This is a genomic window from Psychrobacillus sp. FJAT-21963 (genome assembly GCF_001420585.1).
GTDB lineage: Bacteria > Bacillota > Bacilli > Bacillales_A > Planococcaceae > Psychrobacillus.
The window spans coordinates 106,252-130,669 of the sequence record NZ_LJIY01000001.1 but is presented as its reverse complement, the minus strand read 5'-3'; the positions used below and the strand labels follow the sequence as shown (position 1 = coordinate 130,669).

The 24,418-nt window shown below is 35.8% G+C and carries 23 protein-coding genes; 16 read left to right on the top strand and 7 right to left on the bottom strand.

Translation table 11 applies throughout. The annotated features are described in order from the left end of the window. Positions 1-18 precede the first annotated feature (18 nt). Complete coding sequence (locus AN959_RS00660) at positions 19-1,368, top strand: amino acid permease (protein WP_056827456.1); 1,350 nt, start codon at positions 19-21, stop codon at positions 1,366-1,368. Here the strand turns inward: AN959_RS00660 and AN959_RS00655 are convergent. The 3 genes from AN959_RS00655 to AN959_RS00645 all read right to left on the bottom strand — a co-directional run bounded on the left by AN959_RS00655 (position 1,353) and on the right by AN959_RS00645 (position 3,988). Beyond that, a complete protein-coding gene (locus tag AN959_RS00655) occupies positions 1,353-1,979 on the bottom strand; it encodes a LysE family transporter (RefSeq protein WP_056827455.1) in 627 nt (208 codons plus the stop codon). The two genes, AN959_RS00660 and AN959_RS00655, sit on opposite strands and share 16 nt — an antisense overlap. A gap of 128 nt (positions 1,980-2,107) precedes the next feature. Beyond that, positions 2,108-3,775, bottom strand: coding sequence for a ribonuclease J1 (gene rnjA / locus AN959_RS00650; RefSeq protein ID WP_053590162.1), 1,668 nt, complete (start codon positions 3,773-3,775; stop codon positions 2,108-2,110). 3 nt (positions 3,776-3,778) lie between these two features. Beyond that, a complete protein-coding gene (locus AN959_RS00645) occupies positions 3,779-3,988 on the bottom strand; it encodes a DNA-dependent RNA polymerase subunit epsilon (RefSeq protein WP_056827452.1) in 210 nt (69 codons plus the stop codon). A 283-nt stretch (positions 3,989-4,271) separates the two neighbouring features. On the opposite strand from AN959_RS00645, the gene AN959_RS00640 reads away from it, so the two are divergent. After that, positions 4,272-5,048, top strand: a complete 777-nt coding sequence (locus AN959_RS00640) for a Cof-type HAD-IIB family hydrolase (RefSeq protein ID WP_056827449.1) — start codon at positions 4,272-4,274, stop codon at positions 5,046-5,048. Between the two features lie 16 nt (positions 5,049-5,064). Further along, entirely contained in the window at positions 5,065-6,000 is a 936-nt protein-coding gene (locus AN959_RS00635) for a carbohydrate kinase family protein (RefSeq protein ID WP_056827447.1), read from the top strand. A gap of 785 nt (positions 6,001-6,785) precedes the next feature. Here the strand turns inward: AN959_RS00635 and def are convergent. After that, on the bottom strand, positions 6,786-7,343 hold the full coding sequence (gene def / locus AN959_RS00630) for a peptide deformylase (RefSeq protein WP_056827446.1): 558 nt from the start codon (positions 7,341-7,343) through the stop codon (positions 6,786-6,788). Positions 7,344-7,476: 133 nt separating this feature from the next. On the opposite strand from def, the gene AN959_RS00625 reads away from it, so the two are divergent. The 6 genes from AN959_RS00625 (at position 7,477) to AN959_RS00600 (ending at position 14,436) form a co-directional block, all read left to right on the top strand. Continuing rightward, the gene (locus tag AN959_RS00625) at positions 7,477-8,124 is read left to right on the top strand and encodes a YkyA family protein (RefSeq protein WP_053590156.1); all 648 of its coding nucleotides are present in this window, start codon (positions 7,477-7,479) and stop codon (positions 8,122-8,124) included. 257 nt (positions 8,125-8,381) lie between these two features. Continuing rightward, positions 8,382-9,494: a pyruvate dehydrogenase (acetyl-transferring) E1 component subunit alpha gene (gene pdhA, locus AN959_RS00620; RefSeq protein WP_056827444.1), complete on the top strand. Its 1,113-nt coding sequence runs from the start codon at positions 8,382-8,384 to the stop codon at positions 9,492-9,494. Between the two features lie 3 nt (positions 9,495-9,497). Then, a complete protein-coding gene (locus AN959_RS00615) occupies positions 9,498-10,475 on the top strand; it encodes an alpha-ketoacid dehydrogenase subunit beta (RefSeq protein ID WP_053590154.1) in 978 nt (325 codons plus the stop codon). Between the two features lie 31 nt (positions 10,476-10,506). After that, entirely contained in the window at positions 10,507-11,871 is a 1,365-nt protein-coding gene (locus tag AN959_RS00610; protein ID WP_056827441.1) for a dihydrolipoamide acetyltransferase family protein, read from the top strand. 3 nt (positions 11,872-11,874) lie between these two features. Then, entirely contained in the window at positions 11,875-13,287 is a 1,413-nt protein-coding gene (gene lpdA / locus AN959_RS00605; protein WP_053590152.1) for a dihydrolipoyl dehydrogenase, read from the top strand. 363 nt (positions 13,288-13,650) lie between these two features. Next, positions 13,651-14,436: an SDR family NAD(P)-dependent oxidoreductase gene (locus AN959_RS00600; protein WP_056827439.1), complete on the top strand. Its 786-nt coding sequence runs from the start codon at positions 13,651-13,653 to the stop codon at positions 14,434-14,436. Between the two features lie 46 nt (positions 14,437-14,482). Here the strand turns inward: AN959_RS00600 and AN959_RS00595 are convergent, their stop codons facing one another. Beyond that, positions 14,483-15,109: a TetR/AcrR family transcriptional regulator gene (locus AN959_RS00595; protein WP_053590150.1), complete on the bottom strand. Its 627-nt coding sequence runs from the start codon at positions 15,107-15,109 to the stop codon at positions 14,483-14,485. A 104-nt stretch (positions 15,110-15,213) separates the two neighbouring features. Between AN959_RS00595 and AN959_RS00590 the strand changes: the two genes are divergently transcribed. The 4 genes from AN959_RS00590 (at position 15,214) to AN959_RS20870 (ending at position 20,341) form a co-directional block, all read left to right on the top strand. Then, positions 15,214-18,261 (top strand): efflux RND transporter permease subunit, encoded by a 3,048-nt coding sequence (locus AN959_RS00590; protein ID WP_056827437.1) that lies wholly within the window; start codon positions 15,214-15,216, stop codon positions 18,259-18,261. Between the two features lie 87 nt (positions 18,262-18,348). Beyond that, entirely contained in the window at positions 18,349-19,164 is an 816-nt protein-coding gene (locus AN959_RS00585; protein ID WP_056827434.1) for a polysaccharide deacetylase family protein, read from the top strand. A gap of 118 nt (positions 19,165-19,282) precedes the next feature. Next, positions 19,283-19,666, top strand: coding sequence for a CidA/LrgA family protein (locus tag AN959_RS20875; protein ID WP_256363910.1), 384 nt, complete (start codon positions 19,283-19,285; stop codon positions 19,664-19,666). Then, the gene (locus tag AN959_RS20870) at positions 19,667-20,341 is read left to right on the top strand and encodes an LrgB family protein (protein WP_056827432.1); all 675 of its coding nucleotides are present in this window, start codon (positions 19,667-19,669) and stop codon (positions 20,339-20,341) included. A 54-nt stretch (positions 20,342-20,395) separates the two neighbouring features. Here the strand turns inward: AN959_RS20870 and AN959_RS00570 are convergent, their stop codons facing one another. Continuing rightward, positions 20,396-21,865 carry an aminotransferase class I/II-fold pyridoxal phosphate-dependent enzyme gene (locus AN959_RS00570; protein ID WP_056827430.1) on the bottom strand — a complete coding sequence of 490 codons (1,470 nt, stop codon included), beginning with the start codon at positions 21,863-21,865 and terminating at the stop codon, positions 20,396-20,398. 202 nt (positions 21,866-22,067) lie between these two features. Between AN959_RS00570 and AN959_RS00565 the strand changes: the two genes are divergently transcribed. Further along, a complete protein-coding gene (locus AN959_RS00565; protein WP_056827428.1) occupies positions 22,068-23,027 on the top strand; it encodes a nitronate monooxygenase family protein in 960 nt (319 codons plus the stop codon). 12 nt (positions 23,028-23,039) lie between these two features. Then, entirely contained in the window at positions 23,040-23,309 is a 270-nt protein-coding gene (locus AN959_RS00560) for a UPF0223 family protein (protein ID WP_053590144.1), read from the top strand. An 80-nt stretch (positions 23,310-23,389) separates the two neighbouring features. On the opposite strand, the gene AN959_RS00555 is transcribed toward AN959_RS00560, so the two are convergent. Next, complete coding sequence (locus tag AN959_RS00555) at positions 23,390-24,037, bottom strand: YktB family protein (RefSeq protein WP_056827427.1); 648 nt, start codon at positions 24,035-24,037, stop codon at positions 23,390-23,392. Positions 24,038-24,195: 158 nt separating this feature from the next. Here AN959_RS00555 and AN959_RS00550 point away from each other — a divergent pair, with 158 nt between their 5' ends. Beyond that, positions 24,196-24,393 (top strand): hypothetical protein, encoded by a 198-nt coding sequence (locus tag AN959_RS00550; RefSeq protein WP_053590142.1) that lies wholly within the window; start codon positions 24,196-24,198, stop codon positions 24,391-24,393. Positions 24,394-24,418 lie beyond the last annotated feature (25 nt).

Below are 24,418 nucleotides of genomic sequence, written 5' to 3'. Positions count from 1 at the left end.
TACAAGGAGGTGGAAATTGTGGCAAAACAAACGTCTGAAAAAAATAATAGTGAGGGGCATCTTTCTTGGTGGCAACTATCCTTAATCGGGGTTGGTTGTATAATTGGGACAGGTTTTTTCTTGGCATCAAGTATTGCCATTCAAATGACCGGACCATCCGTTATTTTTGCTTTTATATTGGCAGCTACTGCGACATACATTGTGTTTGAAGCTCTTGCGAAAATGTCTGCTAAAGATCCACAAAAGGGGACATTTCGAACATACGCAAAAAAAGCATATGGTCGTTGGGCAGGATTTAGTAGTGGATGGGTTTATTGGTGTTCTGAAATATTGATAATAGGTAGTCAGTTGACTGCAATTTCACTTTTGACAAAGCTTTGGTTCCCAGGTGTTCGTTTGTGGATTTTTGCTTTAATATACGCCATTTGTGGACTTATCGTGCTTTTTATAGGAGCAAAAGCATTTGGAAAAGTAGAAAGTATATTTGCTATTATGAAAATTGCAGCAATCTTTATGTTTATTGTTATTGCTATCTTAGCTCTAACAGGTGTTATTGATGGAAATCCAAAAGGAGATATTCCAAAAACCATGGGTGAATTATTTCCAAAAGGAGTCTTTGGATTTTGGAGTGCACTTTTATTTGCCTTTTTCGCTCATGGTGGAATAGAAGTAATGGGAGTTATGGCTATTCATCTAAAAAAGAAAGAAGATGCACCAAAATCAGGGAAAGTAATGTTAGCTCTTCTTGGCTTAATTTATGTAATTTCACTTACTTTGGCGCTATTGCTCGTTCCCTATACAGAATTTAAAGATAAGAAAAGTCCCTTTGTTACTGCTTTAGCGGATTTTAATTTAGATTTTTTTCCCCACGTTTTTACTGCGGCTATTATTATTGCTGGGTTTTCAACAATGTCTGCTTCCTTATTTTCGGTCACCACAATCCTTACGACGCTATCGGAAGAGGGAGATGCTCCAGCAATATTCAGTAAACAAACGAAAAAAAAATTCAAAATGCCTTTACCTGCTATTGCATTAACTTCCTTAGGACTTGTAATATCTATTGTAACTTCTTTAGTGTTACCTAATAAAGTGTATGAATATATAACGACTGCTGCAGCATTAATGTTGCTTTATAACTGGTTATTTATGTTAATGTTTTATCACAAATTGATTGAGCTGACTAATGCGGATAAAGTTAAAAGAACTATCGGCATAATTCTTGTAGTCGCTGCAGTAAGTGGATCACTTGTTCATTCTACGAGTCGACCAGGTTTTTTTATCAGTTTAGTGTTCATATCTGTAATTGCACTAGTCATTTTAGTGTTACGTAAGCGCTGGGAAAAGGAAGAGTCTCAAAAGAGTGTGTGATAAGCTTGAATGCCAAAATATATACCAAATGCAATCATCGATAGGGAAGAGAGTAAGGAGATAAGAATAAGAAACCTAGTTGATAGGTACTTTCTTGCACCACTTGAAAGAAAAGCTATAATCGTATCCCACAAAATTACTCCAACTATAATTGCTAAGCTAAAAATAATTAATTGATCGTCCTGGAGAGAGACGGATGTTTGCGCAAGGATAGAACCGTATATTCCCAACCAAAAAAGAATCGTTAGAGGATTCAACAGGGAAATTAGGAATCCGGACAGTAATGCCTGCCTAAGACGAATGCGCTTTCCAGATGACATGTTAATTTTAATTTTGTTTAGGGTTAGTAAATTTTCTATGCCTGTATAAGTTAGAACGAAACACCCGAAAGTCCATAAAAATATTTTAATGTAAGGTGAATCTATGAATTGCCCAACCCCAAAATAAACCATAATCATATAGAGGATGTCCGCTGTTAATGCACCAAAACCAAAAATGAATGCATGAAAAAAACCATTTTTGATTCCTGTATCTAATTGTGCCGCATTAACAGGTCCAACTGGTGCCGCTAAAGAAATTCCTAACAAGATGTAAGTGAAAATTGAATTCATTGTATGTCCTCCATCGAAATAGATATCTTGTATCTTATTCATTTGGAGTGTCTTGTACAACTAAATGCAAACAAAATTATTCAATAAAAAACCTCAGATTATAGAAATCTGAGGTTTAAGCTTACATACTAAACTTCCATGATAATTGGTAAAATCATTGGTCGTCTTTTTGTTTTTTCATATAAATAAGGACTTAGAACGTCTGTAATCTCATTTTTTAATTCAGACCATTCAGCAGGCTTGTCCTGAATTGTTAATCGTAAGTGCTTGTTTAACATTTGTTGAGCCTCGTTAATCATCGTCCCCGATTCACGCATATAAACGAATCCTCGTGAAATAATATCTGGTCCAGAAACAATTTTTTTCTTTTCCATATCTGCGCTGACAACGACAATAACTAATCCCTCTTCAGATAAAATACGACGATCTCTAAGTACGATATTGCCAATGTCACCTATCCCACTACCATCGATGTATACATCACCAGAAGGAATTCTACCAGCTACATGTGCTTCGTTTGCACTCAATGCAAGTACATCTCCATTTTCCATGATAAATGTATTTTCTTGAAGTACATCACAATCGATAGCAAGTTCCGAATGGATTTTTAACATACGATACTCACCGTGTATTGGCATGAAGAATTTTGGTTTCATCAGGCGTAGCATAAGCTTTTGCTCTTCTTGTGAACCATGACCAGACGTATGAATATTATTTAAAGATCCATGAATTACTTCTGCTCCTGCACGATAAAGTAAGTTAATCGTGCGATTTACACTTGATCTATTTCCAGGAATAGGAGAGGAAGAAAATACTACAGTATCTCCAGGCTGGATTTGAATTTGACGATGAGTGCCATTTGCTATTCGTGAAAGAGCTGCCATTGGTTCACCTTGGCTACCCGTACATAAAATAAGTACTTCATTTGCTGGTAATCGATTTAATGTACTAACGTCAACAAAAGTTTCCTTAGGAGCAGTGATATATCCAAGCTCACGCCCAATCGTGATTGCATTGTCCATACTTCTACCAAATACAGCGATTTTACGATTATGATGTACAGCAGCATCTGTTACTTGCTGAAGTCTATGAATATTAGAAGCAAAAGTAGCAAATATAATACGACCATTTACTTTTCTAAAGATAGAATCCATACTTTCGCCTACTTTACGTTCAGACATTGTAAAGTTAGGGACTTCTGCATTTGTACTATCGGAAAGTAAACACAACACTCCGTCACTACCGATTTCAGCCATTTTCGTTAAGTTTGCTGGTTCACCAACAGGTGTGAAATCAAATTTAAAATCTCCCGTGTGAACGATATTACCTGGAGGGGTTTTTACTACAATACCGAACGCATCTGGAATACTATGTGTTGTTCTAAAAAAACTAACTGCAGTTTTTCTAAACTTAATGACATCATTTTCTTCAATAACATTCATTTTAGTTTGACGAAGTAAACCATGTTCTTCTAATTTATTGCGTAGTAGGCCGAGGGCTAACTTTCCGCCATAAACAGGAACGTTGAGTTGCTTCAATAAATAAGGAATTCCACCGATGTGATCCTCATGACCATGTGTGATAAAAAGGCCTTTAATTTTATCCACATTTTTTACTAAATACGTGTAGTCAGGAATAACATAGTCAATTCCTAATAAATCATCTTCTGGAAACTTGATTCCAGCATCAATCAAAATTATTTCATCTTGAAATTGAACGCCATAAGTATTTTTGCCGATTTCGCCTAGTCCGCCGAGGGCGAAAACCGCAGTTTGATCATTCTTTACAAATTTCATAGATTATATCTTCTCAACATTGAAATTCGTACTTGCTTGTTCGTATTCTAAATGATTACCTTCAAGCAATTGAATTAATTCAATATTATACTTTCGATCTTTCAGAAGAGAACGAACCTCACGTTCTGATTCTGCTTCTACATATAGGCTCTTAGTGTTTTCGCGAACTGGTACTTCTAGTGCATTTTCTTGATAATAAACTTTATAAATCATTTTATACTCTCCTTTTTCACGTTCAAAATAAATCAATTCTCTTTATATTATCATGACGCTTATTTAAAATAAAGAAAAGCCCTCCAAAATTTGAAGGGCATAAAAATCTATGCTATCGTTTTTTCTCTGAGCATTCCACCGAGCCGTCTCAACAGTTTCCTTTTCAGGCGTTTCAACATGGCCACCCACTCCTTGTACTACATTATATACAAGAATGGAAAAATTGTAAAGGATTTTCGCAGAAAAGTCAAACTATTTGCATAATGAAAAGAGGATTATTTTTATGAAAAATAAAATTTTATTTTTTGATATTGATGGAACGATTCTAGATGGTGATAAAAATATCCCCACAGGTGTAATAGAAGCTATTAATGAAGCAAAATCGAACGGGCATGAAATTATAATTGCTACAGGAAGAGCTCCATTTACAGCTAAATTTGTTTTAGACCAGTTAAACCTAGACTCCTTTGTTTGCTATAATGGCCAAATCGTGCAGTATAAAGGCGAAACGATCTATAAAGGAGTACTAGAAAAAGAAGAGTTGCAACAGTTAACAGATTTTGCTCAAAATAGGGAGCAACCGGTAGTTTATATGGATAGTAAGGAATTTGTATCGAATATACCTGACCATGAAGATGTATTTGAAAGTATTTCATCTTTAAAAATGGCGCTACCTCGAACAGAAGAAAACTTCTTTTTAACAAATGACATCCATCAAGCTTTAATATTTTGTAGCTTAGAAGAACAAAAGGAATATGAAAATGCATTTCCAAACTTAAAATTTGTTCGTTGGCATCGAGTATCTTGTGATGTTCTACCAAAAGGAGTTTCAAAAGCTAAAGGTATTGAATTATTGCTTAAACATTTAGGGAAATCTCCAGATGATAGTATTGCTTTCGGAGATGGATTCAATGATATAGAAATGCTCGATTTTGTTGGGATAGGCGTTGCAATGGGAAATTCTGTAGATGCATTAAAGGATCGTGCGACAATTGTCACTGAGCATGTTTCTGAAAATGGTTTAATAAATGCTATGAAGAAGTTAGAACTTATACAATAGTAATAAGGAGATATACATGAAAAACATGCAAAATAAACATGTACTAATATACGGGGATGCATTTGTCGATTATATTGCAAATGATTCAAGCAATACACAATTCACGAAGTTTTTAGGGGGGGCTACTGTAAATGTCGCAGCTGGCATCTCTAGATTAGGAGCTCCAGCGTCTTTTATAACGGTGACTGGCGAAGATGAAACATCAGAGTTTGTTAGAACTGAACTAGCGGGAGAAGGTGTAGATCTTACTTACGCAAAAATCATTCCAGAAAAAAGAGTGAGTGGAGTATATGTTCATTTGACCACTGACAATGACCGAATTTTTTATAAGTATGTAGATGAAACGCCAAATGTTCAAGTAGAATACTGTACGTTAGAACAATCAGCTTTTCAAAATGCTTCTCTTTTTCATTTTTGTTCGGGAACTTTATTTCACCCCGTTGCCTTTAATACTACAAAAGAAATAGTAGCTACATTGAAAGAGACAGGAACTTTCTTATCATTTGATGCCAATATTAGACCATTAAGATGGGAAAATGAAGAAAAATGTAGAAATACAATTATTTCTTTTTTCACAGATGTAAATTTATTAAAATTAACAGAAGAAGAGCTTTTTTTCTTAACAAGAACAGATACGCTCGAAGCGGGTATTGAAAAGTTGCAGTATTACTCCATACCAACAATTCTTATTACAATGGGAGAAGAGGGAGCTTATATTGTGATGAATGAACAGATAATTCACATTCCAGTTGTCAAAGTCGACCCTGTAGATACAACCGGTGCTGGTGATGCATTTATGGCAGGGATATTAAGACAGATTCATCTTTATGGAGCCCCTACTACTATAAATGTATGGAAGGAATATGTATCATTCGGCAACAAGCTAGGAGCAATTTGTGCGACAAAATTTGGCGCATTGTCGGCAATGCCGAGAATAGAAGAATTAAGTTAGAAATAGATAAAAGAGGTACCAAGATAGGCGCCTCTAAGACTGAAGGCATAGGAAGTTGCTAATTGGTCGTGTTCAATGCTTTGATTTTTTGTCATTTTTCTTTTTCCTCAAGGTTATTCTTCCTGCGTACTAAAAAACTATAAGGTAGCATTTTATAGGTTTGTAGAAACATCCGCTCGACTCCTGCGGGAAAAGCGAGACAGATGAGACACTACAGGAAGTGTATTGAAGGCACTGAAGAAGACTATAGAATTTGACTTTTACTAAATAATGTCGTCCGATAAATAAGAAAATCGTTGAAACGGCTCCCTTTCCGCGGGCGTTGCCTTCCCTCAACTGCGGGGTCTTCGGCTAACGATATTCCCACAGGAGTGTCGCCTTTTACAACTATTTTCTATAAATACTAATTGAAAAAAACTTACTCTTATTAATAGCATGATGGTTTTCTAAATGAAAAACGGATAATAGTTGATTTTCGTTTCAGGCGGCGACTCCAGCCGGAATAGCAAATGTTTTCTGCACCGAAAGCGAAGCGTCAGGTGCATGAGGTGAAGACCCTGGACTGAGCGTAGCGAAATTAATTTTTGCGACGAGCTTTGCGCAGAAGCAAGGGAAGCGGCTGAAGCCATGCCGGCGGAACGTGTCCGCCTGGAACGGAAATTAACGAGTCCAGATAAAAAGCGAGGATGTGAACGAAATCTTGTTCACATCCTCGCTAATTGATACCTTCGAAGAGTTTTTCAGCGTCCTAAGCGTAGCTACTAAGCAGATAGGCGCCTCTTTTATTATCCTCGATCATAAGGTGTAGAATCGGGTATTTCTGCATAAGGGTTCATTTTATTAATATGATCATAAAACATAATTCCATTTAAATGATCTAACTCATGTTGGAAAGCAATTGCAGGTAATCCTTTTAAACGTTTTTTAAACGGTTTACCATCTGGATAAAAACCAGTTGCTGTAATTCTTGCATATCTAGGAACATAACCTTCAATTACTTCATCTACTGACAAGCAGCCCTCGCCTGCAGAAATATAGGTTTTTTCAACTGAATGACTAATAATTTTTGGATTTACGGCAACAAAGCTAACAATATTGTCTTCTTCATCTGTTAAGTGTAATGCAAACATTCTTTTTTCAGCATTCACTTGTGGTGCAGCTATGCCTATTCCTGGTCTTAGCTTATATTTTTCAACCATTTCTTCATCTTGGCTGTTTATAACATATTCTAATAAGTCTGCTGCAAGTTTTTGATCTTCTGTTGATAAAGGGAAAGTCATTTCAGAAGTTTTTTTACGAAGAGTGGGATGACCATCTCTTATAATGTCGTTCATAAGTATCATTTGAATCGTCCTTTCCATATTCATATAGCTATTATATCGAAAAAAGGTCATTAACTAAACAAAAAGAGCCGATTGGTCTGTTGAATTTAAAGGTAAGAACAATTATAGTGTTAAGAATATAGGAGGTTGCTTTATGAAAAAAATGAAATATCTAGTTATTCTATGCTCTATCTTATTTCTGTCTGCATGCTCTTTTGGTCAACAAACAGAAGAAAAGTTATCTAACATCTTAACTGAATTATATGAATCTGAATCTGATTATAGAGCTGTACAATCAGAGTTAATAGCAATCGAAAAAAAAGAGCAAGCTAATTTTCAAAGTATGATGGAATTAACAAAAGACCAAAAAGAAGAGCTTACAAAACAAGTAGGTGAAACTTCTAAACTTTTGGAAGAACGGTTAGTTTTAGTAGAAAAAGAAGCAGCTTCCATTACTAAAGCATCTGAAAAATTGAAACAATTACAAACACTAATATCCGAAACAAAAGATGAATCTGAAAAAGCAAATTTAGAAAAAATGGAAGAAGCATTAAAAAATAGATATGCAGCCTATGATGCTTTAACTGAAGAGTATAATTCTCTTGCTAGCTTGCAAGAAGAATTATATAACTTACTAATTACTGAAGAAGCAGAAGTAAAAACAATTCAAAACAAAGTTGCAGAAGTGAATGAACAGAATGAAGTGGTCAAGAAAGCGGTAGAGAAGTTTAATGAGCTTACTACACAGTTAAACAAAGTGAAGGAAGATATATTTACTTCCTTGCAAGAAGAAAAAAAGTAAACAGTAGGCTATTCTAATGGGAAACATTAGGATAGCCTTTTGTATTATATATAACTGTTACATTAGTAAACTGATATAATACAGACAAAAATAGTTAGTGATACAGTTTGAAAGGTTTTAAATTTTCTTGCAAAAACAAACCCTAGTTTTATATGATTGACCGTAGATTTAAACTTGAGTATACTAAAAATGAAATATTGTTGTATCACTATGTCTTATAAGAAATTTTAATACAGAAGAAAAGGAGAGTTGCTATTATGGCTGCAAAAAAATTACCGCAGTTAGATCCAAAGAAAACGCTTCAAGAGATTGAAGAAAAGTTTGAATTGTTCCAGATTTTAAACGAAGAAGGGACAATCGTTAACGAAGAAGCAAACCCTAACCTATCCGATGAAGAATTAGTAGAGTTAATGAGCCGTATGGTGTATACGAGAATTCTAGATCAACGATCCATCTCTTTAAACCGTCAAGGACGTTTAGGATTTTATGCTCCAACTGCTGGGCAAGAAGCTTCCCAACTAGCTTCCCAATTTGCACTTGAAAAAGAAGATTTTATCTTACCTGGGTACCGAGATGTGCCACAAATCGTATGGCATGGTTTACCATTATGGCAAGCTTTCTTGTTCTCTCGTGGACACTTCATGGGGAATCAAATACCAGAAGGTGTAAACGTTTTCCCACCACAAATTATTATTGGTGCGCAATTTATCCAAGCTGCTGGGGTAGCACTTGGAATGCAAAAACGTGGTAAAAAAGCGATTGCCATTACTTATACAGGTGACGGTGGATCTTCACAAGGTGATTTCTATGAAGGAATTAACTTTGCAGGAGCTTTTCGCTCACCGGCAGTATTTATTGTTCAAAATAACCAATATGCTATTTCTACTCCTCGTGAATTACAAACAGCAGCAAAAACTATTGCACAAAAAGGTATTGCTGCAGGTATTCCAAGTGTGTTAGTAGATGGAATGGATCCTTTAGCTGTTTATGTAGCGACAAAAGATGCTAGAGAACGTGCGATTAGAGGAGAAGGTCCAACTCTAATTGAAACACTTTGTTACCGTTACGGTCCACACACTATGGCTGGAGATGATCCAACTCGTTACCGTACGTCTGAAACAGATTCTGCTTGGGAAAAGAAAGATCCACTTGTTCGTTTCCGTACATTCTTAGAAGGAAAAGGACTATGGAATGAAGAAAAAGAAGCAGAAGTAATCGAAAAAGCTAAAGAGGAAATTAAAGAAGCTATTAAAAAAGCAGACAGTGCACCAAAACAAAAAGTTACTGATTTAATTAATATTATGTATGAAGAAAACCCATATAACTTAGATGAGCAATTAGCTTACTATACAGAGAAGGAGTCGAAGTAACCGATGGCACAATTGACGATGATTCAAGCAATTACGGACGCACTCCGTACTGAGCTTAAAAATGATGAAAACGTTCTAGTCTTCGGTGAAGACGTAGGCGTTAACGGAGGAGTATTCCGTGCTACTGAAGGTCTACAAAAAGAGTTTGGAGAAGATCGAGTATTTGATACACCTCTAGCAGAGTCTGGGATCGGTGGTCTTGCAGTTGGTCTAGCACTTCAAGGATTCAGACCTGTTCCTGAAATTCAATTCTTTGGATTCGTTTATGAAGTAATGGATTCTATTAGTGGACAACTATCTCGTATGCGTTTCCGTACAGGAGGATCTTTTAATGCCCCTGTTACAATTCGTTCACCATTTGGTGGAGGTGTGCACACACCAGAAATGCATGCAGATAGCTTAGAACTATTAATGACATCTACTCCAGGGGTAAAAGTAGTTATTCCATCTACACCTTATGATGCAAAAGGATTATTGATTTCGGCTATTCGAGATAATGACCCTGTTATTTATCTAGAGCATATGAAATTGTACCGCTCATTCCGTGGTGAGGTTCCAGAAGAAGAATATACAATTCCACTAGGTAAAGCGGATGTTAAACGTGAAGGTACAGATTTATCTATCATCACTTATGGAGCAATGGTACATGAAAGTATTAAAGCTGCGGAAGAGCTAGAAAAAGAAGGTCACTCTGTAGAAGTTGTAGATTTACGTACAGTTCAACCTCTTGATATTGAAACAATTATTGCTTCTGTTGAAAAAACAGGACGTGCAATAGTCGTTCAAGAAGCTCAAAGACAAGCTGGTATCGCTGCAAACGTAGTAGCTGAAATCACAGAAAGAGCTATTTTAAGCTTAGAAGCGCCTGTGCTTAGAGTTGCTGCTCCTGATACAGTATTTCCATTTTCTCAAGCAGAAACAGTTTGGTTACCTGGAGTAAAGGATATAGTAGAAACAGCTAAAAAAGTCTTAACGTTTTAATAAATAGCATTTAAAAGAAAGGGTGAATACTGTGGCATTTGAATTTCGATTACCGGATATCGGTGAAGGTATACATGAAGGCGAAATCGTTAAATGGTTTGTCAAAGTAGGAGACGAAGTAGCAGAAGATGATATTTTATGCGAAGTCCAAAACGATAAAGCTGTAGTAGAAATTCCTTCTCCTGTAAAAGGGAAAGTTACGGAAGTATTAGTAAGCGAAGGTACAGTTGCAGTCGTTGGAGATGTGCTTATACGATTAGATGCTCCTGGATATGAGGATCTACATTTTAAAGGGCATGATAACGAAGCGGCAAACGAGAAAACCGAAGCACAAGTACAATCTACAGCTGAGGCTGGTCAATCTATAGAAAAAGAAGAAACAAAGGCTCCTGAAAAATCTGAGAAATCAACAGAAACAACAGAAACAACAGAACAGCCAAGAGTGGATCCAAAAGGCGACAAACGTGTGATTGCAATGCCATCTGTTCGTAAGTTTGCTCGTGATAATGAAGTGAATATTGCAGATGTCTCTGGAACAGGAAAAAATGGACGAATACTAAAAGAGGATATTGAATCATTCTTATCTGGTGATCAGAAATCTGAAGAGGTTTCAAGTAATGTACAAGGGGAAGAAATATCAAAAGAAACAAAAGCAGAAGTAAAAACATCTGCACCAGTTTCTATAGAAGGAGAATTCCCTGAAACTCGCGAGAAAATCTCTGGTATTCGAAAAGCGATCGCTAAAGCAATGGTTCATTCAAAACATACTGCTCCTCATGTAACTTTAATGGATGAGGTGGATGTGACGGAACTTGTTGCTCATCGCAAGAAGTTTAAAGATATTGCAGCGGAAAAAAATATCAAGTTAACTTACTTACCATATGTGGTGAAAGCATTAGTAAGTACATTACGTGAGTTCCCGCAATTAAATACTTCTTATGATGATGAAACAAGTGAAGTAATTCAAAAGCATTACTTTAATATTGGAATTGCAGCTGATACTGAAAAAGGATTGCTTGTTCCAGTCATTAAACATGCGGATAGAAAATCTGTATTTGCTATTTCGGATGAAATTAATTCACTTGCTGGTAAGGCACGTGAAGGAAAACTTTCACCTTCTGAAATGAAAGGTGCTTCCTGCTCTATAACGAATATTGGCTCTGCTGGTGGACAATGGTTTACTCCAGTTATTAACCATCCAGAGGTAGCAATACTTGGAATTGGTCGAATTTCAGAAAAACCTGTAATAAAAAATGGTGAAATTGTAGCTGCTCCTGTGTTAGCATTATCATTGAGCTTTGATCATCGAATGATCGATGGTGCGACTGCTCAACATGCGTTGAACCATATTAAACGTTTGCTAAGCAGTCCAGAATTATTATTAATGGAGGCGTAAAAAATGGTTGTAGGAGATTTTCCGATTGAAACAGATACTTTAGTAATTGGTTCAGGCCCTGGTGGATATGTAGCTGCAATTCGTGCAGCACAAACTGGACAAAAAGTTTTAGTAGTAGAAAAAGAATATATTGGTGGCGTTTGTTTAAACGTTGGTTGTATTCCATCGAAGGCATTAATTTCTGTTGGTCACCGTTTTGAACAAGCAAAACATGCGGACGACATGGGTATTACGGCTACTGATGTGAAAATTGACTTTTCTAAAGCACAAGCTTTCAAAGATAGCGTAGTAAAAAAATTAACAAGCGGTGTTTCTGGGTTATTAAAAGGTAACAATATCGAAGTAGTAATGGGTGAAGCATATTTTGTAGACGCTAACACTGTTCGTGTTATGGACGAAAAATCTGCTCAAACGTATACATTTAAAAATGCGATTATTGCTACTGGTTCTCGCCCAGTTGAAATCCCAACATTCAAATATTCAAAACGCGTACTTAACTCAACTGGTGCTTTAAGTTTACCTGAGATTCCAGAGAACTTAGTTGTAATTGGTGGAGGATATATTGGTACCGAATTAGGTTCTGCATATGCTAACCTAGGTTCAAAAGTAACAATTATTGAAGGTGGCGATGACATTTTAGCTGGCTTCGAAAAGCAAATGACAACAATCGTTAAAAAAGGCCTTAAGAAAAAAGGTGTCGAGATTTCAGTTAAAGCTTCTGCTAAAGGTGTAGAAGAAACTGAAAATGGTGTTGTTGTAACTTATGAAGCAGGCGGAGAAGAGAAAAAAGTCGAAGCTGATTATGTATTAGTAACAGTAGGTCGTCGTCCTAATACAGACGAAATGGGTCTAGAAGAAATTGGCATTAAGTTCGGTGAACGCGGATTACTAGAAGTAGATAAACAATGCCGTACTAGCATTAGTAATATCTATGCAATCGGTGATATCGTAGCAGGACCTCAACTTGCACACAAAGCTTCTTACGAAGGTAAAGTAGCTGCTGAGGCTATTGCTGGTCAATCATCTGTTGTAGATTATTTAGCGATTCCTGCAGTTTGCTTTACAGATCCAGAAATGGCTACAGTAGGTTTAAACGAGGCGCAAGCTAAAGAACAAGGATATGATGTAGCTGCTGGGAAATTCCCATTCGGTGCAAATGGTCGTGCACTTGCACTCAATGCTGCAGAAGGTTTCGTAAAACTTGTTTCTCGTAAAGAAGATGGATTACTTCTTGGAGCTCAAATTGTAGGTCAAGGAGCTTCTGATATGATTGCTGAGCTAGGTTTAGCTATTGAGGCTGGAATGACAGTTGAAGATATCGCAATGACTATTCACGCACATCCAACATTAGGTGAAATAGCAATGGAAGCTGCTGAAGTTGTTATGGGTCACCCAATTCATATCATTTCAAAATAATTTATTTCGGAACCACTCAAAGCAACCTTGCTTTGAGTGGTTTTTTCATGTTAGTTGAAATGTATATAATCACTCTTTTTATCATTATTGTATTAGGGTTGCTTTGAACATTACGTTTATTTCCGTGAAGGTTGTGAATATTAAACAGTCACCAAAACATAGAGTAGAAGGGACCTCACAATAGGAAAGCATAGAATCTATTTTTTAGTATCCTATCAACGAGTCTACAAAAGTTGCAGAGGGACAGCTTTTAAAGGGAGCCAGCATTTTCTTATATGATATTATAGTAGTAATTTTCAAACAAATTATAAAAAGGATGTTACTATGATAGAAGAGATGTAATAAAAATAAGGAGATGATTTTATGGATTTAGGATTAACAGGTAAAGTAGCAATTGTTACTGGATCTAGTAAGGGCATTGGACTACATACAGCTTTACAATTAGTGAAAGAAGGAGCAAAAGTGACTCTTTGTGCACGAGGTGAAGAAAGTTTACAAGAAGCTGCCGATTTCATCCAGCAAGTAACTGGAGAAGAGGTTTTGGTTGTTCCTGCTGACATTACAAAAGAAGAACAATGCAAGAACATCATTCAGAAAACAGTGGATCATTACGGTCGTCTTGATATTCTGATTAATAATGCGGGTACTTCTTCAGCAAATCCTTTTGAATCTGTTGAAACTGCATTATGGCAAACAGATTTGGATTTAAAGCTATTTGGTGCCATTCACACATCTAAAGCAGCGATTCCATTTATGCGTGAAGTAGGTGGAGGGGCTATTGTGAATGTAACAGCAGTATTAGGAAAAACTCCTCCTGTATCTTCTCTACCAACAACTGTTAGCCGTGCTGCTGGTATGGCATTAACAAAAGCAATGAGCAAAGATTTAGGAAAAGATAATATTCGTGTAAACACAGTATGCATCGGATTAATAAGAAGTGAGCAAATTGAGAAGCGTTGGAAAAATGAAGCACCAGATTTAAGTTGGGATGAATATTCCAAAAGTGTTGTAGGACCTACTATTCCTCTTCAGAGAATTGGGGATACATCTGAGGCTGCTAATGTCATCACTTTTTTAGTATCTGATGCAGCATCGTATGTAACTGGAACTTCCGTCAACATTGATGGTGGATCTGGTGCAGCTATGTAATTGTTATTTGCAAAATAAAACTACTTGTCAGATGAAAAGTTCATCTTCAAGTAGTTTTTTTATAGCAAATGTTTAATAACAGATCTTCTTCTAAAAAAGGGTTTGTTAACCCTAATACTATTGAATCAATTCGATGTAGAAGAAAGTTTGACAATTTTTTCAAATTAAAATTTTGATTAGATAAGACAATTAATTCAATATAGCCTTTAATAATTCCTTTTATTATGACGGTCATATCAGCAACGTGCTTATTGATATCTTCTCCATAGACTTCAATTAATAGTGTATTCAATGCGTTGTTAAGTTGGTGATCCATCTTTTGCATAAGGACAAACAATTCGGTCTCATCTGGTTTAGTTTGTTCTCTTAAGAGCATCAAGATGAAGTCAGAGTATTGTTCAATTTCTTCAAATTGGATACATAAAAAAAGTTCTAGTTTATCTTTCGGTGATATTTCCATTTCAAAAACGCTTGAGATCTTTTGAATTGCTCTATCAATAAAAATTTCAAAGATGCTAAAAAGTAAACTTTCTTTTGATTTAAAGTGTAAATAGAATGCACCTTTTGAAATACCGCAAGCTTCTGTAATTTCTTGAACAGAAGTAGACTCAAAACCGTTTTTAGCAAAGAGCTCTACCGCTTTTTCAATTATTAAAACTTTTTTGTCAGGCAAATGAACCCCTACTTCCTTATTAGTTGACGAATGACCGACTGGTCAATTACTATTATAAAGTAATGTGACTGACTGGTCAAAATATATCTATACGGGGGAAAATAATGAATTCCATCATTAACTTTGTTATGAAAAATAAACTTGCGGTATGGTTATTAACGTTAATCATTACGGCGACAGGTATTTATGCAGGAACACAAATGAAACTTGAAACTATTCCTGATATTACAATTCCAGTAGTAACCGTTACTACTGTTTACCCTGGCGCAACACCAGAACAAGTGGCAAAAGATGTATCAGAGCCATTTGAAAAAGCAGTAAGTAATTTATCAGGTGTTAAAACGGTAAGTTCCACTTCGTATCAAAATGCATCATCCCTACAAATTGAATATGAGTACGGAATTGATATGAAAGAAGCGGAAGCGGAAGTAAAAGAAGCATTAACTAATGCAAAAGTACCCGAAAATGTTCAAGATCCTTCGGTTGCTAGAATTAGTATAAATGCATTTCCTATTATCGCTTTGAGTGTTTCTAATAGTGAAAAAGATTTAGAGGCACTTACAGATGACGTAGAAAATATTATAGTTCCACAAATTGAAGGTATTGAAGGTGTTTCTTCTGCTGCTGTTTCAGGTCAACAAGTAGAAGAAGTAAGTTTAGTTTTCGACCAAGAAAAATTGGCTCAACTTGGACTTGATGAAGCTACAGTTAAAGGAATTGTGCAAGGTACTAACATAACGATGCCTTTAGGATTATTCCAATTTGAAAAAGAGGAACAATCGGTTGTAGTTGATGGAAAGGTAGCTACATTAGAAGACTTAGAAAATCTAAAAATTCCAGTAGTTAGTCCTACAGGAATGTCTACAGTAACCTTACAAGAAATAGCTAAAATCGAATTTATAGGAAAAGCAGAATCTATCTCACGTACAAATGGGCAAGAAGCAATTGCCATTCAAATAGTAAAAGCGCAAGAAGCAAATACCGTTGAGGTAGCAAACGCTGTAAAAGATATGATTCCTGAGTTAAAAAAAGATTTTGATGGCATAGATGTTCAAATAACATTAGATCAAGGTGAACCAATAGAGGCTTCAGTAGAAACAATGGTCAGCAAAGCATTATTTGGAGCATTATTTGCAATAATTGTCATCCTATTGTTCTTAAGAAACTTTAAGTCTACAATTATCTCGATTATTTCCATTCCATTGTCTATATTAATTGCGTTTATATTATTAAACCAAATGGATATTACATTAAATATGATGACACTCGGAGCAATGACAGTTGCTATTGCTCGTGTAATTGATGATTCAATCGTAGTTGTAGAAAATATTTTCAGACGAATGAACCTTCCTGGAGAAAAACTAAGAGGGAAAGATTTAATTCGTGAAGCAACAAAAGAGATGTTTATTCCAATAACATCCTCAACTTTAGTAACAATAGCGGTATTCCTACCACTTGGGTTAGTTAGTGGTATGGTAGGGGAATTATTTTTACCATTTGCATTAACAATGGTATTTGCATTGCTTGCTTCCTTATTGGTGGCAATTACAATTGTTCCAATGCTAGCTCATACATTATTTAGAAAGAATATGGAAAATGGAAAGATGGCTCATAAAGAGTCGCAAGGTAAGCTTGCAGCCGGATATAAAAAAATATTGAATGGTGCATTAAATCATAAGCTGATTACATCCATTGCAGCGGTTGCAGTTCTAGTAGCAAGTTTATTCCTAATACCAGTAGTGGGAGTAAGTTTCTTACCTGAAGAAGAGCAAAAGATGATGTATGTAACTTATACGCCTGATGCTGGGGAAACTGCTAATGATATTAGTGCGAGTGTAGAACAAGTAGAAAATTATTTCCTAGATAAAGAACAAGTAGATATTGTTCAAGTATCTATCGGTGGCGCAAATCCAATGGCTCCAGGAGCTAGTAATGGTTCTTTGATGTTCGTTACATTCGACCCAGAAACGGAAGAATTTGCAAAAGTAAAAGAGAATGTAATGAAAGAAATTGAGGAATTTGAGGTTAAAGGAGAATGGAAATCTCAAGATTTCTCAACTAGTGGATCGAGTAATCAAATTAGTTATTTTGTATACGGTAAAAACAAAGAGGCTATTCAACCAGTAGTAGAAGATATCGCAGCTATTATGGAAGACGAGAAAGACTTAAAAGATGTAGATACAAGTTTATCAAAATCATACACTGAGTATACTTTTGTTGTTGATAAAGAAAAGTTAACGCAATATGGTTTAACGACAGCGCAAATTGGAATGAAGTTAAACCCAAATGTCCAACGAGAAGTATTAACAACCATTACAAAAGATGAACAAACAGTGGATGTATACATTGATCAACAAAAGGAAAAACAGACTTCGTTGGAAGATTTATTAGACGAAACAGTTGCGACTCCAGTTGGAATTGAGGTGCCTATTTCTGAATTAGTCCAAGTGAAAGAAGGAACAAGTGCAGATACTGTAAATCGCCGTGAAGGAAAAGTTTTCGCGAGTGTATCAGGAACATTAACTGCTAAGGATGTAGCTAAAACATCTCAAGATATTCAAGCAGAAATTGACAAATTAGATGTACCGGCAGGAGTAGAAATTAATACTTCTGGAGTTACAGAAGACATTACAGAAGCGTTTACACAGTTAGGATTGGCGATGCTAGCGGCAATTGCTATCGTCTACTTAATTTTAGTCATCACATTTGGTGGAGGGCTTGCTCCGTTTGCAATTCTATTCTCTCTTCCATTTACGATTATTGGTGCATTAGTAGGATTAGCTATTGCGGGAGAAACATTAAGTGTGTCCGCAATGTTAGGGTTGCTAATGTTAATAGGTATTGTTGTAACAAATGCCATAGTATTGATCGACCGTGTTATTCATAAAGAAAATGAAGGCCACCCTACAAGAGAAGCTATTTTAGAAGCTGGAGCGACAAGATTACGCCCTATTCTAATGACTGCTCTTGCAACTATAGGAGCTTTAATTCCACTTGCAATCGGAGCAGAAGGTAGCGGACTTATTTCAAAAGGTCTAGGAGTTACGGTTATAGGTGGTTTAACAAGTTCGACTTTACTTACTCTAATTTTTGTACCAATGGTATATGAGTTTTTTGCAAAATTTAGAAGAAAGAAAGGTTTAAATAGCTAAATAGTTTGAAGGATGTTGTGTGGAAATACTCTACACAACATCCTTTTTTTAGTGGTAAAATACATATGGAAGGGCAGGGTGATCATATTGAAACTTACAAAATGGGTAATACTTGCAGCATTGATTCTTGTACTTTCAGCTTGTAGAGCAGAAAAGGAAGAACCGACAGTAAAAAAAGAAAGCGAAGAAAAGATTGAAGTAACAGCTGACGAAGAGACTGTACAAGATACAGAAAAACAAGAAGAGGAACCTGTAGAAGAGGTACCGGAAATACTTTATGAATTAAACGAAGCAAACTGGACATTGAAACCTATTGGAGCCGCTAATCCGAAGGCTGTTTTATTAACAATTGATGATGCACCAGATAAAAATGCTTTAGAAATGGCGAAAACATTGAAAGAATTGAATGCGCCTGCCATCTTTTTTGTTAATGGACATTTTATTGAAACAGAGGAAGAAAAAGCTAATTTAAAAGCGATCTATGATATGGGCTTTTCTATAGGCAATCACACGCAGACACATGTAAATTTAAAAAATAGCTCAGAGGAAGAGCAAAGAGAAGAAATAATTAGAGTAAATGAGACAGTGGAGGCAGTAACTGGAGAGAAGCCTAAATTTTTCAGAGCTCCTTTTGGTGTTAATACAGATTACAGTAGATCCTTGGTCCAAAGTGAAGGTATGCTACTCATGAACTGGACGTATGGCTATGACTGGGAAAAACAATATATGGATGCAGATAGCCTTACAGAAATCATGTTGAATACAGAATATTTGACTGATGGTGCAAACTTGTTGATGCATGATCGTTCATGGACAGCAGGTGCGTTGCCTAGTATTGTGGAAGGTTTTAGAGCAAAAGGTTATGACCTGATTGACCCACATTCTATTAAAGGAATCGAATAAAAATCTTTAAAACATTTGGGTGATACATATATTCTCCCAGATGTTTTTTTGTTCTAATAGACCGATGGAACGTAAAGGAGTAAAATATTGCATATTACTAATTGTTAGGAGCTTTAAATTGATATATATATTTAAATACTTACGAGTTGTATTTCAAATTCTTATCTTATATATGTTTTCTTTTTTAGGAACAGTTATTGTACAGTCATTACATATTAAGTTTCCAGGTAGTATTATAGGTTTGATATTACTGTTTGCCGGTTTATATTTTAAACTAATACCAATTTCATTAATAAAAGATGGAGCTGGTTTTTTACTTAGTGTATTGACCTTATTTTTTGTACCAGCCACAGTTGGTGTAATGAATTATCCAGAACTTTTGTCTTTCCAAGGTTTGTTGCTTATATTATCTGTTATTATAAGTACTATTATTACGATAATCATTTCTGGAAGAGTAGGGCAATACTTGGAGACTAAGCAAGCAGTAAAGGAGGAAGAGTAAATGGATGTAATCGCTATAATATTGGGCACTATATTAATCTATTACCTTATGACTAAGATATATATGCGTTTTTCATCTCCTTTTTTATTCCCGGTGTTAACAACTACGATTATATTAATTATTCTATTAAGTTCTCTTTCCATTCCTTATGAACAATATATGCATGGAGCTAAGTGGATAGATGCGATGTTAGGTCCAGCTGTTGTAAGTCTTGCATATCCACTATATATGCAAAGAGGCATTATAAAAAAATATAAATTCCCTATAATGACAAGTATTATTGTGGCCATGTTTTCAGGACTTATTAGTATAATATTATTTGCAAAATTATTAAGATTAGACGATGAATTAATACTTTCATTGCTATCAAAATCGATTACAACTCCTGTAGCTATGCAAATAAGTCAATCAATAGATGGAAATCCAGCTTTGACTGCTGTATTCGTAATAGTTGCAGGATTAACAGGTTCGTTATTAGGTCCTTTTATCTTTAAAATTTGTCATATAGAAAAAGCGATTAGTAGAGGTGTCTCTATAGGCGGTGCTTCACACGGATTTGGTGTGGCTAAACTATCAGAATACGGGGAACAGGTCTTGTCAATGGGTTCCGTATCAATGACGCTAAGTGCGGTGTTAGGTGCTTTTATATGTCCACTATTTGCATTAATCATATAAAAAACAGTCTTGCCAACGAGATTTTAATGCTTAGGCAAGACTGTTTTTTTGTGTTTATTTTATTGCTTGTTGTTCTCTAATCACATGAATCATCTCTAACGTATCATCTTCGGGGCCTTGTACAGGTAGCCCTGCTTCTATGTTCATTTGAATATAATCGATATTCCCTTGCGTAATTATTTCCCCGGGAATAAAAATAGGAATTCCAGGTGGATAAACCATTACGAACTCTGCAGAAATACGCCCACTTGCTTTAACTAAAGGAATGGATTCCGTTTTCGCATAAAAAGCATCGCGTGGGGACATCGCTAAACCTGGTATATCTGGTAAAGAAACCGATGGCTCCACAATAACAGCTTCAGATTCAAATGCCGCTACCATTCTAGTGAGTGCATTGACTAAGATGTTTGCTTCTTTCTTCGTATCTCCAATAGTAAATAAGCATAGAATATTATATAAATCGGAAAGTTCAACTTCTATATTTGCATTTTCTCTTAACCAAGATTCTGCAGCATAACCAGTTATACCTAAGTTTTTTACACTTATTAATAATTTTGTTGGATCCATATCAAAGGTAGCGGAAGTTTGTAAAATTTCTTCTCCTGCACAATGCAAATGTGGTATTACATTAATACGCTTACGTGTATCTTTAGCAAGCCTTATGACCTCTCCTATTAAATCCTCCCCATGAATCGCTAATTGGCGTCTAGCAGTGTCTAATGACGCTAGAAGTGGATAGGAAGTCGAAGTTGTCGTAAGCATTGAAATAATGGATTGTACTCGTTTTGCTGAAACTAAACCTTCTCTTACGTTTAACACAGAGCTTTGTGTCATCGAACCGCCCAATTTGTGTACAGATGTAGCTGCCATATCTGCTCCTGCTTGCATAGCTGAAATTGGTAAGGAAGGATGGAAATGAATATGGACACCATGTGCCTCATCTACAACTACAGGAATCCCATGTTTATGTGAGATGTCTACAATTTTTTTTAAGTCAGCCGCAAATCCGAAATAAGTTGGATTAATAACAAGTAAACCTTTTGCATCAGGGTGTTCTTGTAGCGCTTTTTCAACAGATTCAGCAGATATCCCATGAGAAATTCCTAACACTTTATCAACTTCTGGATGGATAAAAATAGGTATTGCTCCTGCAAAAACGATTGCTGACATAATAGATTTATGAACATTTCGTGGGACTAGTAATTTATCTCCAGGACCACAAATAGTAAGAATCATCGTCATAATGGCACCACTCGTACCTTGGACAGAGAAAAATGTATGATCTGCTCCGAAGGCTTCAGCAGCCAAATGTTGTGCTTTTTTTATAGCACCTTTAGGAGAGTGTAAGTCATCTAAAGGAGCAATATTGATTAAATCTATGGAAAGTACATTATCTCCAACAAACTCTCGAAATGCAGGATCCATCCCTTTCCCTTTTTTATGCCCAGGAATATGAAACTGGATAGGATGACGGTTACGATGCTTCAATAATGCATCGAACAAAGGAGTTTCTAATTGTGACAACGCTCATACCACCTCTAATATTATTTTTTGTCTAGTTTAATGACATTAATTACTACAAATTTTGACATAATACAACAACTTCAAACACTTTTTTTAAAACAAATGAATTATAGCACTTCGTTAATTCTATTACTATAAAAATATTTGTGAATTGATTCAAGTGATTAATTATTTTACACTTAAAATCAAGGGAGGGAATAGGATGAATTTTCAAACAAATGTAACAGATCTACTAGGGATAGAATATCCAATTATTCAAGGTGGACTTGCCTACTTGGCATATTCGGACTTATGTGCGGCAGTATCAAATGCAGGTGGACTCGGTCAAGTGACGGCAATGAGCTTAAAAACACCAGAAGAATTAAGAGAGGAAATTAAAAAAGTAAGAGAGTTAACAGATAAACCATTTGGAGTAAATTTTGCTATTGGACAAACAGGACGACCTTATGAACATATGCTGCAAGTGGCAATTGATGAAAACGTTCCTGTTATTTCAATGACTGGTGGAAATCCAGCTCCAATATTAGAGGCTTTGGAAAAAACGTCCATTAAAAAATTAGTATTGGTAGCAGCAAAAAGACAAGCACAAAAAGCGGAGCAGCTTGGTGCTGATGCAGTAATGGTAGTCGGACAAGAAGGTGGGGGGCACCTTGGAAGAGATGATATAGGTTCTATGGTACTAATCCCACAGGTTGTAGACGCAGTATCGATTCCGGTAATAGCATCTGGTGGAATAGCAGACGGACGAGGTTGGATGGCAGCACATGCATTAGGGGCTGAGGGAATCGAAATGGGTACTCGTTTCATCGCTACTAAGGAGTGTGTACATGCATCTCCTGCATATAAAAATGCCATATTAGAAAGTGGAGAAACAGACACAGTAGTTATTAAAAGGTCGATCGGAGCTCCAGCTAGAGCGCTTAAAGGTAGTTGGACCCAAACGATTCTGAGTATTGAAAAGGAAAATCCGACATATGATGCTTTAAAGGACTATATTAGTGGTGAGGCAAACAAACAATTCATTTATGAAGGTAACGCTGAAAAAGGATTTGGATGGGCTGGTCAAGGGGTCGGATTGATAAATAACATCCCTTCTGTACAAGAATTATTTCAACAAATGGTTTCAGATGCTACAGAAATAAGGAAAAAATGGTCATTATAGGAGGTTGAGGAAATGGAATATACATATCCATTCTCCATTGACTGGTCGACAGAAGAAATAGTTGATGTCGTTCAGTTTTTCGAGGCAATTGAAAAAGCTTATGAAAAGGGTATAAAACGAGAGGAATTATTGAAAAAGTATCGTCGTTTTAAAGAAATAGTCCCTTCTATTGCAGAAGAAAAAACGTATTTTCGTGATTTTGAAAAAGAAAGTGGATATGCAAGTTATCCCATCATAAAACAAATGAAAGAAAAAGATGATAGCACCATTATAAAAGGTTAATGTAAACAGACTTTATGTAAAATGTTTTCCATCCAGTTAAAAATAAACAAGCCCCTTTAAAAAAGGGGCTAATTATCAAATTATTTAGTAGCGCGTGCTACTTTCATATTTGTCATTGTTTTATAAATAGGTAAAAGCTGCTCAAAAGTATCTTCCACTATTCGCAAAAATTCTTCTTCCGTTAGTTTAACTGCTTCTTCCCTAGGGATATGTCTACCCACTAGAAACTCTCCTTTTTTTACATCACGAAGGCGAGTCAATAATTGCTCAAGTTCCGTTTTCTTGGCTTCCTTTAAAGGTATAGCATCCTGCTTCATATGATCTCCCGATACAATAAAATCCTTAGGAAGTTTATTGAACAACGCTTTTTTCTTTAATAAGCGTTCAGCAATAGCAACTTTATCTGGGGCTTCATAAATAACAGCCACAATAATAAATAAATGGCTTCCCCAAAGTCCTATTTGAAAATGAGGTAAAGCTTTATATCCTCGTTTATAAGGAGAAAATGCTACCCAACTGTCCTTTGGAGGATTGACGGAACGCCTTGCATGTTTTGCAACATGGGCAAAATATTCATCACCAAGAACACCAGAAAAATAGAGGCTATAACGTTCACCTAATAATTCAAACTTTGGTCTTATATTTGAGATGAGTGCTTCCATTCTATTTTCTAACCCATCTATTTGAAATACATTAAAATCTTTACTTTCCCAAAATTGATTGCTCATTTTATAACTCCTTTCAATTCCTATGTTTATTTTATAGCAAATATGGGTAAAAATCTTGTAAGTAGGATTTTAAAGTTGCCAATAATTTATAGTCAGCATAAATTATTAAAAAAGTTCCGAATATTACGAAACAACTCAAAAGAGAAGGGGTGTTAGTTATGAGACAGGTTGTTCACATTATTCGTAAAAATGACTTGGAAAAAGAAAAAATTCAAACTTTGAAATTGGAATTGGATTATGAATTGGCGACTCTTTTTGATGCCATGACAGATGAGAGTGAAGATGACATTAATAAGTCAAAGGAAAGACTTAAAGAAATACATCAACAGTTAGGAGAACTTAATGCGCTCAACTGATGATATAATTTCGGATACCAGATAA